The organism is Corallococcus sp. AB049A, from assembly GCF_003668885.1.
GTDB classification, from domain to species: domain Bacteria; phylum Myxococcota; class Myxococcia; order Myxococcales; family Myxococcaceae; genus Corallococcus; species Corallococcus interemptor.
The window spans coordinates 1-12,171 of the sequence record NZ_RAWL01000262.1; the positions used below are offsets into that span (position 1 = coordinate 1).

The window sequence follows — 12,171 nt, forward strand, 5'->3', positions numbered from 1 at the left end:
GAGCTGGACCGTGTCCGCCCCACTTGGGGGCGGACGCGGTGGGGCTTGGACTGAATCAACAGGCGGAAGGCCATTGCCCCATGAGCGCGGAGGCACGGCCCGGACCGCGATGTTCAAGGCCCTCAGCGCAAAGATCCGAGCCGCAGGAGGCGGCGCAAGCCATCGCATGTCGGGTCACGAATCAGGGGGACCCGGGCAGTGGGCGTTGGGCGGGCCAGAGGAGGCCAGTCCTTCAGCGACAGGCTCCATGAGAGGAGAGGGTGCAACCCCGCTCGCATCAGCGTCCCCATCCGTTGGAGCACGGAGGCCAAGGCCGCGCTCCTCCAAGTCGGAAGGTCCGTTCCTCACGGTGGCCAACGCGGGCGCGTCGATCACGTTCTCCTGGGCACCAGGGCCCGCCGGTGTCTCGTTCTGCTCCGTGATGAGCGCGGGGACGCCAGGAGGGGCTTCCTGGGCGAGTGAGGGTTCAGGAACCGCATGCTTCTGGGCGACAGGCGCGAAGGCATTCAGCACAAGGTCATCGTGTGCCTTCATCAGCGTCGGCAGTTCCTGCTGGATGGCCCGCGTGTCGCGATCATGCAGGGCATCCTTCGCGCAGTTCACCCACTGGCGCAGCGGCTCACCTCCCAGAAGAGGCAGCAACTGGGCCGCGCCGACCATGAAGGCCCGCTGCAGGGACTGCACGAGAAGCACATGCCCGGGCCGGTCCGCCACCCGGGCCGCCAGCCGCAGCAACTCGAACTCCAACTGGGCGCAGTAGGCCCCCGACTCCCAGCGCGCCGCGTCCCAGAGTCCGAAGCAGATGCTCCCCAGTTGGTCCAGGTCCCGCATGGAAGCCCGTGTGCAGCAGTCGGACAGGAGCTCCACCAGCACCTGCCGCCGGAGGCTGAAGTAGCCCTCCAGGAGCCACCGGGCCTCTGGAGAGCGCGTGTCATGCAGCGCCAGGCCCAGGTTCTCCAGGGTTAGCGACTCATCCAGCGGCACCGCGCGCGTCTTGCGTCCGGGCCGCTGCACCACCAGGCCCCGTGCCGCCAGCCGCCGCAGCGCTTCGCGCATGGTGCCCCGGCAGACGTCATAGTGACGCGCCAGCTTCGCCTCCGAGCCGAACTGCCCGCTCGGGTGAATCCGTCCCAGCGCGATGTCGCGCTCAATCTGCGCTTCCACGTACGCCACGAGCCCGCCGTGTCCCATCCCCATTCCCCTTCCTCGTCCCAGCATCGCCATCCAACCACAGGGGTCTGACATGGACGCGTGAGTCCCCCCTCCGGAGCCGGACGAAAAAAACCTGTCCGACTGTCGGACAGGTTTTTCGGCAACCGCCCCCGGGCGGCTGCCCATGGTCGTGGCGCGCCGCGGTCGCTGGATTTGCTGACGGCCCGCTGATGACTTGCGTAGATACCGGCTCATGCGGAAATCCTGGCCGTACGCAGTGGTGATGCTGCTGGTGCTCTTTGTCGTGCCCCGGCTGTTGCGCCACTTCGTCCCCGACCCACAGCTGGCGCAGATGCTGCTTCCCGTCTCCCTGTTCGTCCTGCTGGTGCCGACGGCTCTCTACTTTCTTCCTCGGTACCGCCGGAGCAAGAAGCTCACGGACGAGGGGCTTCAGTTGTTGTTGGAGGGGAGGGTGGCCGCTGCGCTCGAGCGCTTCGAGGCGTCGCGGCCCCTGGCGAAGGTCCAGGTCATTCCCACGTACAACATCGGCATCGCCCGGCTCCAACTCTGGCAACTGCCGGTGGCGAAGCAGGAGCTTGCGAGTCTGGAGGCGCGGAAGGATTTGACGCCGCAGTTTCGCGCTGTGCTGTCCGCGGCGCTCGCGCTCGTGGATGCGCTTGAAGGTCGGCTGGCACGGGTGGCACCCCGGCTGACCGAGGCGAAGTCGCGGGTGGACTTTCCCTTGGTGTTCGCACCGCTCGCTTCCGCGGTGGTGGCGTGCCGTGAGGGGCGTTGGGCCGAAGCCCGCACGCTGCTGTCCGATGCAGCGCTGGAAGATCTCAAGGGACCCCTGCTCGGACTCAAGAAGGTGCTGGAGGCCTGGTGCTTGGAGCAGCTCACGGGGGAGGAGAGGTCCGTGGACGCCATCGCTCTCTTCGGGGAGGCGTCACAGGATTCGCTCCAGGCCGCGTGGCCGGAGCTCGTGGACTACGTGGTGGAGCATTCGCGCTGAGCAGAAAGGACCTGTCAGTCTCCCCGGGTACCAGCCGGTAGCCCACGCCCCACACCGTCTCCACGCACTTCACCGGACCCAGCTTGCGCCGCAGCCGCGACACGTGGACGTCCAGCGTGCGCTCCGTGCCCTCGCGCTCCGGATCCAACACGTGCTCCACCAGCCACTGCCGCGTCACCGCCTCCCGCAGCCTGCGAGCCAGCGCCGCGAGCAGCTCGAACTCCACCCGCGTGAGCTCCACCGGCCGCCCCCGCACCTGCACCCGGACCTTGTCCAACGTGTCGTTGCGCGCGCCCAGGATGAGCACCGGGACCTCCGAGAAGATCCGCAGCGCCTTGAGCATGTCCAGGCCGTAGGTGCCCGGCAGCATCAGGTCCAACACCAGGCAATCCTTGCGCGGAAGCGCCGCGACTCAGGAGAAGCGCGCGCGGAAGGCGGCGAGCAGTGGACCCGCTGCCCGTCCGTCCGCCGGGGACTTCGGCCCGCCCTCGGGCAGGGTGGCGCCCAGTTCCTCCAGCGCGGGCTTCATGGACTCGTAGGCGTGGAGCGCGTCGGGCGCGTTGTCGAAGAAGCGCGGATGCGACAGCCAGCCGGAGATGCCGCACGTGACGACGTGGAAGGAGCGCGAGTCGTCCGCTTCGTAGGTGAGGCGCAAGAGGTCGCGGAAGCCCTCGTCCCGCACGATGGTGCCTCCCTGGCTGCCCATGCCCCCGAGCGTCGCGCCGCCCTCGTAGTCGCTCCAGTCCGTGCCCATGCCCCACGCATAGCACCCCATGGGCTGACGCGGGCGCCGCGCCGTTGCCCGCGGAGCCGGGGTTGTCGCCTCCCACGCACCGCCCAACGTTTGCGGTGTGGGGGGACGTCGTCATGTCCGCGGAAACCATTCATGCGCCGCGCTACTCCGAGGAGATCGTGCCCTTCCTCGCGGGCGACGGCCGCGCACTGCACCTGGTGCACCTGCGCGGCGTCGAGAAGGCGGACAAGGGGCCGGTGGTGCTGGTGCACGGGGCTGGCGTGCGCGGGAACATCTTCCGCGCGCCGGTGCGCCAGACCGTCGTGGATGCACTGATTGAAGACGGCTGGGACGTGTGGCTGGAGAACTGGCGCGCCAGCATGGACGTGGAGCCGGGCGAGTGGACCCTGGACCAGGCCGCCGTCATGGACCACCCGCCCGCCATCCGCACCGTGCGGGAGAAGACGGGGGCGGACAAGGTCAAGGCCATCATCCACTGCCAGGGCTCCACCAGCTTCACCATGGCCGCCGTGGCGGGGCTGCTGCCGGACGTGGACCTCATCCTCTCCAATGCCGTATCGCTGCACCCGGTGGTGCCCGCGACCGCGAAGGTGAAGCTGCACTACGCCGTGCCGCTGGTCGCGCAGTTGACGCCCTTCCTGGATCCGCAGTGGGCCTACGGCGGCCCCACGCGCACGGCCCGGATGCTGACGCGCGTGGTGCAGGCCACGCATCACGAGTGCGAGAACCTGGTCTGCCGCTGGACGAGCTTCACCTACGGCACGGGCTTCCCGGTGCTGTGGCGCCACGAAAACCTCAACGCCCAGACGCACGAATGGCTCCAGCACGAGTTCGGCCCGGTGCCCTTCAGCTTCTTCAAGCAGATGGACCAGTGCGTGCGCGCGGGCCACCTGGTGCCGGTGGAGGGCTTCCGCTCGCTGCCGGAGGACCTGGGCGAGCGCGAGCCCCAGACGGACGCGAGGTTCGTCCTCTTCGCGGGCGAGGAGAACCGCTGCTTCCTCGCGGAGAGCCAGCGCAGGAGCTTCGAACACCTGGAGCACTTCCACCCGGGCCGGCACGCGCTGCACGTGCTGCCGGGTTACGGCCACCTGGACGTCTTCATGGGCAAGCGCGCGTCCCAGGACGTCTTCCCCCTCATCCTCAAGGAGCTGGATCGCTCCACGCTCCACTGAAGAAAGGCCCGCCATGTTCCTGCCCCGACGCATCCAGCAACAGTCCGGCCGCTACTCGCGGGTGGACGGCATCCCGTACGCGCTGCCGGTGGACTCGAAGGGCGCCCCGGCCATGGTGGCCGCCTTCACGGTGGACGCCCGCCGCGCGGCCAGCCTGCTGCCCGGCAACGAACTGCACCCGCTGCGCATCTCGAGAGACAGGGCCGTGCTGCTCGTCTCCGTCATCGACTACAAGCGGACGGACATTGGCGCGTACATCGAGTTCAGCATCGCGCTCGCGTGCACGCACGGCGCCCGGCCCGCGCCGCCCATCCTTCCGGTGCTGTTCCAGAAGCGCTTCGGCCTGGGGCAGTACGTGGTGGACCTGCCGGTGAACACGGAGGTCTCCGTGAAGGGCGGCAAGGGCATCTGGGGCATGCCCAAGCACCTGGCCCGGCTGGACTTCCGGGTGGAGAACGGCTCCGTGAGCAGCCGGTACGAGGAGGGCGGCCAGCAGGCGGTGCGCGTGCGGATTGAGCGCCCGAAGCTCGCGTGGCTGCCCCTGCGGATGGCGGCGGTGAACTACTGCGCCTTCCGGGGGATGCTGATGAAGTCCACCATCTACTTCCGGGGCCGCTTCGGCTTCCGGTTGGGCAAGCGCGCGTGGGGCACGCTGGAGCTGGGGGACCATCCGCGCGTGCAGGTGCTGCGGGACCTGAGCATCTCCCCGCGCCCCTTCCTCACCGGGTTCTTCCCGTCATCCACCGGCGTGCTGGATGACCACTTCGAGGCGTGGTTCCTCAGCGAGCCCACGCTGCCCGTGCAGACGTATCCGGAGGGCCTGGACAGCGTGGTGGACCTGGGCCAGGACCAGACGCCCATGCCGCCGCCCGAATCGAACGGCGCGCCGGCGAGGGTGCTCCAGGCGGTGGCGCCGCCGCCGGACGTGCCGCCGCGCGAGGAAGCGCGGCCATGAAGCGAGGGGGGACGCTGGACCTGGTGAACGCGTGCCTGCTGTTCCTGTGCACCTCCATGTACCTGGGCACGGGCTGGTCGCTGATCCTCTTCTCGTTCCCCATCGCGCCCCAGCTCACGGTGAACAACTACTACCTGCAGTTCGTGCCGCAGGTGCAGGCGGCCACCCGGTTCTTCACGTACATGACGGCGGTGATGCTGCTGTCCTCCGGGGTGCTGGCGTGGCGCGAGCGCAAGACGGCCCTGCGCTGGTATCCGCTGGGCGCGCTGGTGGCGGTGGTGGTGGCCACGCTGCTCACGCGCATCTACATCTTCCCGTACAACGACGAGATGGCCGCCGGCATCACGTCACCGGAGCGGCTGACGGAGGTGCTGGGCGCGTGGATGCGGATGAACCGCATCCGCGTGGGGCTGTGGACGGTGCAGTGGCTGCTGACGCTGGGCTACTTCGTGCACCGGGTGCTGCGTGCGGAGTTGCCCGCGCGTGAGCGCTGGCGCATGGGGCTGTCCGCGCCTGGGCGCCGGGAGGCCCACGCATGAGTCCGGCCTCGTCGCGCTGGCTGGAGCGTCAGGCCCGCGTCAACGGACGCGCCTGGCGCTGGACGCTCGCGGCCATCGGGTGGATCACCCTGGCCACCGGCGCGGCGCAGATGCTCATGCCGGGGCTGGAGCTGCGGATCCTTCACGCGGATGCATCCCCCGCGCCCGCGCACTTCTTCCGCATCGTGGGCATGTTCATGGTGCTGTTCGGCGGCCTGCTCCTGCACGGCCTGCACGAGCCTCGCGCCAACCCGGCCGCCTTCCTGTGGACCGGCCTCCAGAAGGTGGGGGCCTGCGGCATGGTGGCCATTGGCGTGGCGCGCGGCCTGCTGTCGCCGCTGGCGCTGGCGGTGGCGGCGTTCGACGCGCTGTCCGCCGTGCTGGTGCTGGCATTCTACGCGTCGCTGCGCCAGCGCGAGCAGATCATCACCGTGCTCCGGCCCCGGGCGGAGGAGGCGTCCCCGGACGTCACCGCTCCTTCCGTCAGCGAGCTGCGCGTGGCGGACGCGACCGGGAGCGGCGCTCCTCCGAAGCCCCGGCGGACGATGGGGGAGGGCGCGGTCGTCGCGGCGGAGGCACCCCGGCGTTCGCTCGTGCTGGCGGGAGGCGGCATGCGCGTCGCGTGGCAGGCGGGCGTGCTGCGCGCGCTGACGGACGCGCGGCTGTCCTTCGCCCACGCGGATGGCACGTCCGGCGGCATCATCACCCTGGCGATGTGGATGTCCGGCCTGTCCCCCGCGCAGATGTGCGAGCGGTGGCGGACGCTGGACGTGAAGGACTTCGTGTCGCTGATGCCCGTGGACGACTACGCGCGGCCCTGGAGGCTCACCGCGCTGGGGGACGCGGACGGCATCATCCAGCGCGTCTTCCCGCACCTGGGCGTGAACGTGGAGGCCATCCGCGTGAACCGCGAGCGCTCCGGCACCTTCAACGTGTGCGACTTCGCCCTGAAGACGAACGTGGCCATCCCGCACACGGAGGTGGACCGTGACCAGCTGGTGGCCGGCATCTCCCTGCCGCTCTTCATGCCTCCGGTGGAGAAGGGCGGCCACCCGTATCTGGACTCGGTGTGGATCCAGGACGCCAACGTGATGGAGGCCGTGCACCGGGGGGCGGACGAGGTGTGGATCGTCTGGTGCATTGGCAACACGCCGCGCTACCAGGACGGCTTCTTCCACCAGTACGTCCACATGATTGAGTTGAGCGCGAACGGCGCGCTCTTCGCCCAGCTGGAGCAGGTGCGCGAGCTCAACGCGCGCATCCTCGCGGGCGAGCACGTGCCGGGACACGCGCGGCCCATCGCCGTGCACCTCATCAAACCCGAGCACCCGCTGCCCCTGGACCCGGACTTCTACGCGGGCCACGTCACCGCCGCGACGCTCATCGACCAGGGCTACTCGGACGCCTGCCGCTACCTGGCGGTGGCGGATGCCCAGGGCCTGCCCCTCACCCCGGAGATCACCCAGATGACTGAACCCGCCTATGACCTGACCTTCCGCGAGACCATGGCCGGACCGCTCGCGATGGGCACCACCGACCCCGAGGCGGGCGCCCACGACGGGCGCTCCACGCCCTTCACCATGCACTGCACCATCACCATCGACGACATGGAGGCGTTCATCCGCGACCCGGATCACGCGGCCCGGCTGGTGGCGCACGTGCAATACAAGCCGCTGGGCTGGGACCTGCCCGTGCGCGAGGGGAGCTTCAACCTCTTCCGCGCCACGGATGATCCGCGCACGAAGATCATGACCTACGGCCTGCGCTTCCAGGCGAACGGCCAGGACTACTTCCTGGACGGCACGAAGACGCTGCGCGACGACCCGGGCCCGGACCTCTGGCGCGACACCACGCGGCTCTACAGCTACCTGCACCAGGGCGTGGACGCGCGAGGCCCCGTGGTGGGCGCGGGCGTCCTGGTGCTGGGCATGCGGGAGCTGTTGCACCTGGTGGCCAGCATGCACTCGTCGCGCGGGGGCGTGGAGGGCGCGGAGGTGGTGGCCCGCTTCGGCCGCCTGTTCCTGGGGGCGCTCTGGGATCTCTACGCGCCGGAGGCGCCGGTGCACGAGCGCGAAGGGGAGGCCGCGCATGGCCACGAGGGATGAGCACTTCGACGTCGTCATCGTGGGCTCGGGCTTCGGCGGTTCCGTGATGGCGTGGCGGCTGGCGGACGCGGGCCTGCGCGTGTGCGTGCTGGAGCGGGGCAAGGTCTATCCGCCGGGCTCCTTTCCGCGCAGCCCGCACGACATGCGCCGCAACTTCTGGGACCCGCGCAGGGGCCTGCACGGCATGTTCAACCTCTGGTCCTTCCAGGGGCTGGGGGGCGTGGTGTCCGCGGGGCTGGGCGGCGGTTCGCTCATCTACGCGAACGTGCTGTTGCGCAAGGACGAGAAGACCTTCATCCACCAGGACCTGCGCCACGGCGGCTACGAGGACTGGCCCGTCACCCGCGCGGACCTGGAGCCGCACTACGACGAGGTGGAGCGGATGATGCGCGTGCAGCGCTATCCGATGGAGCACCCGCCCTATTCGACCACCGCGAAGACGCTGGCCATGAAGATCGCGGCCGAGCGCCTGGGCCGCGCGGGCGACTGGCAGCTGCCGCCGCTGGCCGTGACGTTCGGCAACCCCGGCGAGGTGCCCGTCCCGGGCGAGCCCATCCGGGAGGAGCATCCCAACCTCCACGGCCGCACGCGCACCACGTGTCATCTCTGCGGTGAGTGCGACATCGGTTGCAACACGGGCAGCAAGAACACGCTCGACTACACGTACCTGTCCGCGGCGAAGCGCGCGGGGGCGGAGCTGCGCACGCGCGCGGAGGTGACGGAGCTGTGGCCCGCGGAGGGCGGCGGCTACGTGGTGCGGTACCTGGACCATACGGACACGCCGGAGGACGTGCCTCGCGAGGGCCCCCAGTCCATGCTGCCGCGCAGCACCGTGACGGCGGACCGGCTGGTGCTGGCGGCGGGCACGTTCGGCTCCACGTTCCTGCTCCTGAAGAACCAGCGGAACTTCCCCGGGCTGAGCGACAAGCTGGGCACGCGCTTCTGCGGCAACGGAGACCTGCTGGGCTTCATGCGCCAGTGCCGCGATTCGAGCACCGGCAAGCAGCTGCCGCGCATCCTGGAGGGAGGGCACGGGCCGGTCATCACCAGCGCGCTGCACTTCCGCGGCCAGGAGGAGGGCGGCGCGGGCCGGGGCTACTACATCGAGGACGCGGGCTACCCGGAGTTCGTCAACTGGCTCTACGAGGGCGCGCACCAGGTGCCGCTGGTGGAGCGCGGCCTGAAGCTGGCGTGGCGGCTCCTCCGGGGCTGGACGGGACGCACGCATGACTCGGACGTGGGCGAGGAGATCGCCGAGTTGCTGGGTGACTGCCTGGGCTCCGCGACGTCGTTGCCGCTCCTGGGCATGGGGCGGGACATCCCCAACGGCCGCATGCGGCTGACGGATGACGGGATGCTGGCCGTCGACTGGCGCATGGCCAGCTCGCGCGAGTACTTCGAGGAGGTGCGCCAGTCGATGGCGGACATCGCGAAGACGCTGGAGGGGAAGCTGATGCAGAACCCGCTCAGCTACCTGAGCCGGGTCATCACCGTGCACCCGCTGGGCGGCTGTCCCATGGGCCGCGGGCCACAGGAGGGCGTGGTGGACGCGACGGGGGAGGCCTTTGGCCATCCGGGGCTGTACGTGGCTGACGGGTCGATGATGCCGGGCCCCGTCGGACCCAACCCGAGCCTCACCATCGCCGCGCTCGCTGACCGGTTCGCGGACGCGCTCATTGATTCGTACCGCCGGGGCTCGCGAGGACGTTCGTGGCGGCAGCCAACGGAGGAGGGGCCATGGCCGTCCGCGCCTCCGGCGTGAGCCACCTTCCCGGCCGGCGCGTCGAACCCGCGCCGGCGCCGGAGACGCCTCCGGGTCGGAAGATGGTCTCGTGGTTCGACCCGGCCGTGCTCGCGAAGTCGGGCATGAAGGTGCTGCTGTCGGGGACGTTCGGGAAGCAGGCGGACCGGCGGCTCCTGGACGCGGTGGCCCGGCCGCAGCCGCTGTGCTTCGACTACTCGGTGGATGACACCGGTCATCCGCGCGACGAGCTCTGGCTGGACTACGTGTCGGACCTGGGCGACGGCTGGGACTCCACCTACGCGGTGGCGTCCGCGGTGATGGCGCCGGAGCTGACGCTGGCGGATGAAGCCGGCGGGACGCACGTCACGCGGGGCGGCGACGTGCTCGTGTTCGGCGGGGACGAGGTGTACCCGACCGCGAGCGTGGAGGAGTACCAGGCGCGCACGGTGGTGCCGTACGAGGACGCGCTGAACAAGCGGCGGCACCGGCCGCACCTGTTCGCGGTGCCGGGCAACCATGACTGGTACGACGGACTGGTGTCCTTTACGCGCCTGTTCTGCCAGGGCCGGCGCTCCAACGGCTGGCGCACGCAGCAAAAGCGCAGCTACTTCGCGCTGAGGCTGCCGCACGGCTGGTGGCTGCTGGGCACGGACATGCAGCTGGAGTCCGACCTGGACGCGCCGCAGGTGGAGTTCTTCCAGAAGGTGGCCGCCCAGATGCGCGGCACGGATCGCATCATCCTGTGCAACGCGGAGCCGGCGTGGGTGAAGCAGCAGGTGATGCCTCGCGCGGGGCGCGGCTTCCTGGACCACAACATCGACTTCCTGGAGCAGCGGGTGCTGGGCAAGAAGGTGAGCGTCTTCCTCGCGGGGGACCTGCACCACTACCGCCGGCATGAGAACGCGGAAGGGCGGCAGAAGATCATCGCGGGTGGGGGAGGGGCCTTCCTGCATCCCACGCACCTGCCCAAGGTGGATCAGCGGCCGGGCGGCTTCGTGCAGAAGGCGAGCTACCCGCCCCAGCGCACGTCGCAGTGGCTCACCTGGCGCAACCTGGCCTTCACCGCCATCAACCCGTGGTTCGGCGTGTTCATGGGCGCCGTCTACACGCTGCTGGGGTGGGGCGTGGCCGCGAACCTCAACGAGGGGGCAGTGGGAGCGCCTTCCTTCCGGGAGGTCATCAACGCGGCGTTGCAGAGCACGGGCTCGCTGGTGCTGGGCGCCGGGGTGGTGCTGGGCACGATCGGCTTCGCGGACGGCCGGCGAGGCCCGCTCTGGCGGAAGACCGCGGGCGTGCTCCATGGGCTGGCGCATCTGGCCGTGGCGCTGTTGATCACCTGGGGCGTGTCCGCTGTCGCCGCGCCCCTGGCAACGGAGCTTCAGTGGAGTCTGCGGAGGGACCTGCTCAGCGGGCTGCTGCTCTTCGGGGGAGGCGCGCTGGTGGGGCCGTTGGTGGTGGGCGTGTACCTGCTGCTGTCGCTCAACGTGTTCTCCTGTCACCCCAACGAGGCGTTCTCGGCGCTGTCGATTCCGGACTGGAAGAACTTCCTCCGGCTCCACTTCGACGCGGACGGCCAGCTCACGGTGTACCCGGTGGGGTTCCGGCGCGTGCCTCGGCGGTGGAAGCGGGGGCGCACTCCCGAGGACCCGGTGTGGGTGCCGGACCCGGCGGACACGCGGGCGACACCGCCCCGCCTCATCGAGCCGCCCATCGTCATCGGCCGGACGAAGGCGCTTCCAGTTCCCACCGGTCCACCTGGACCCATGGGCGTGATGGTGGACGAACAGCTACCCGACGGAGCGGTTTGAGCGGGGCGGGCCAACGTCCTACGCTGCGTCCCCTATGAAGGCGATGCTCCTCTCCCTGCTCTTCCTCGGCGCCGCGCCGTCCGGCCCCGCGCCGTCGTCCCTGCCTCCTGAAGCGCTGGGGGCACCCCCGCTCGTGGACGCGTCTCCCACCGCGTGGTCGTGCACCATCGACACGCTCCGCGCGGGCAAGGAGTGCGTGTTCGAAGCGGAGGTTCCTCCAGGCAAGGGCGCGAGCGCCGACCAGGAGAACGCCAACATCAAGATCCTGAAGGACGCCTCGCGCGCCCTGTGCTCGGAGGCCGTGAGCAACGCGCGCGACGGCGTGCCGGACCCCAAGCTCGTCGCCGTCTGCGAGCGCAAGTACGCGGACGTCGTGGGCCGCTGCGGCATCGAGGGCAACGTGCCGGTGGTGGACGCCAAGGGCCGCTTCGCCCCCGCGGCCCGCGCCTGCTACCGCGCGCTGTCCTCCGTGCTCCAGGACGTGCAGCTGATGGCCTCCGTGGCCTCCACCTGCTGTGAGTGCGCCGCGCGCAGCCAGTGCCCCGGCAACGGCGAGAGCTGCTACGCCGCCGTGTCGCGCCAGCAGGCCGGGCCCACCACGCTCGCGTGCATGGACGAGCGCTGCCACGACGCGTGCTCCATGATGCTGCCCTCGTCCGCGTCCCTTCCGCGCCAGGCGCCGTCGCGTGGAAGCCCGCAGCGCACCGACTCCGCCGCGCTGTAGCGCGCCCGCCAGTCCGTTCGTCGCCCTTCACGGTTCCGCGCGGCAGCCTCGCACGGAGCCTTCGCAATCCCGGCCCCGCCGCCGCACTTCAAGGAGCCCCGCGCCATGACCCGCCTTCCGATGCTGACCCTCCTGGGGACGCTCGCCACCGGCTGCGCCGCCTCTCACTCCCACGTCGCGCTGGAGGACCGCCCGCTCACGGACGC

The 12,171-nt window shown here is 70.3% G+C and carries 11 protein-coding genes; 8 read left to right on the forward strand and 3 right to left on the reverse strand.

The window, feature by feature from the left end; all coding sequences use genetic code 11:
• Nucleotides 1-174: 174 nt before the first annotated feature.
• Complete coding sequence (locus tag D7X55_RS25265) at nucleotides 175-1,197, reverse strand: FadR/GntR family transcriptional regulator (protein ID WP_306437745.1); 1,023 nt, start codon at nucleotides 1,195-1,197, stop codon at nucleotides 175-177.
• Between the two features lie 208 nt (nucleotides 1,198-1,405).
• Here D7X55_RS25265 and D7X55_RS25270 point away from each other — a divergent pair, with 208 nt between their 5' ends.
• The gene (locus tag D7X55_RS25270; RefSeq protein WP_147442811.1) at nucleotides 1,406-2,164 is read left to right on the forward strand and encodes a hypothetical protein; all 759 of its coding nucleotides are present in this window, start codon (nucleotides 1,406-1,408) and stop codon (nucleotides 2,162-2,164) included.
• On the opposite strand, the gene D7X55_RS45530 is transcribed toward D7X55_RS25270, so the two are convergent.
• Together D7X55_RS45530 and D7X55_RS25280 are read right to left on the reverse strand one after the other, a co-directional pair.
• Complete coding sequence (locus D7X55_RS45530; protein ID WP_279637368.1) at nucleotides 2,049-2,546, reverse strand: winged helix-turn-helix domain-containing protein; 498 nt, start codon at nucleotides 2,544-2,546, stop codon at nucleotides 2,049-2,051. The two genes, D7X55_RS25270 and D7X55_RS45530, sit on opposite strands and share 116 nt — an antisense overlap.
• A 30-nt stretch (nucleotides 2,547-2,576) precedes the next feature.
• The gene (locus tag D7X55_RS25280; protein ID WP_233610052.1) at nucleotides 2,577-2,939 is read right to left on the reverse strand and encodes a hypothetical protein; all 363 of its coding nucleotides are present in this window, start codon (nucleotides 2,937-2,939) and stop codon (nucleotides 2,577-2,579) included.
• A 92-nt stretch (nucleotides 2,940-3,031) separates the two neighbouring features.
• Between D7X55_RS25280 and D7X55_RS25285 the strand changes: the two genes are divergently transcribed.
• From D7X55_RS25285 to D7X55_RS25315, 7 genes are read left to right on the forward strand one after another with little or no spacing between them, the layout of a single operon-like run.
• The gene (locus tag D7X55_RS25285; RefSeq protein WP_120549770.1) at nucleotides 3,032-4,090 is read left to right on the forward strand and encodes an alpha/beta fold hydrolase; all 1,059 of its coding nucleotides are present in this window, start codon (nucleotides 3,032-3,034) and stop codon (nucleotides 4,088-4,090) included.
• 13 nt (nucleotides 4,091-4,103) lie between these two features.
• Complete coding sequence (locus tag D7X55_RS25290; protein ID WP_120549771.1) at nucleotides 4,104-5,045, forward strand: acetoacetate decarboxylase family protein; 942 nt, start codon at nucleotides 4,104-4,106, stop codon at nucleotides 5,043-5,045.
• Nucleotides 5,042-5,584 carry a DUF1772 domain-containing protein gene (locus tag D7X55_RS25295; protein ID WP_120549772.1) on the forward strand — a complete coding sequence of 181 codons (543 nt, stop codon included), beginning with the start codon at nucleotides 5,042-5,044 and terminating at the stop codon, nucleotides 5,582-5,584. The genes D7X55_RS25290 and D7X55_RS25295 overlap by 4 nt, the downstream gene beginning before the upstream one ends.
• Nucleotides 5,581-7,689, forward strand: coding sequence for a patatin-like phospholipase family protein (locus D7X55_RS25300; RefSeq protein WP_121724424.1), 2,109 nt, complete (start codon nucleotides 5,581-5,583; stop codon nucleotides 7,687-7,689). The genes D7X55_RS25295 and D7X55_RS25300 overlap by 4 nt, the downstream gene beginning before the upstream one ends.
• Nucleotides 7,673-9,451, forward strand: coding sequence for a GMC oxidoreductase (locus D7X55_RS25305; RefSeq protein WP_121724425.1), 1,779 nt, complete (start codon nucleotides 7,673-7,675; stop codon nucleotides 9,449-9,451). Before D7X55_RS25300 ends, D7X55_RS25305 begins: the two co-directional genes overlap by 17 nt.
• Nucleotides 9,427-11,241, forward strand: coding sequence for a metallophosphoesterase (locus D7X55_RS25310; protein WP_121724426.1), 1,815 nt, complete (start codon nucleotides 9,427-9,429; stop codon nucleotides 11,239-11,241). The genes D7X55_RS25305 and D7X55_RS25310 overlap by 25 nt, the downstream gene beginning before the upstream one ends.
• Nucleotides 11,242-11,284: 43 nt before the next feature.
• Nucleotides 11,285-11,965: a hypothetical protein gene (locus D7X55_RS25315; protein ID WP_233610053.1), complete on the forward strand. Its 681-nt coding sequence runs from the start codon at nucleotides 11,285-11,287 to the stop codon at nucleotides 11,963-11,965.
• Nucleotides 11,966-12,171 lie beyond the last annotated feature (206 nt).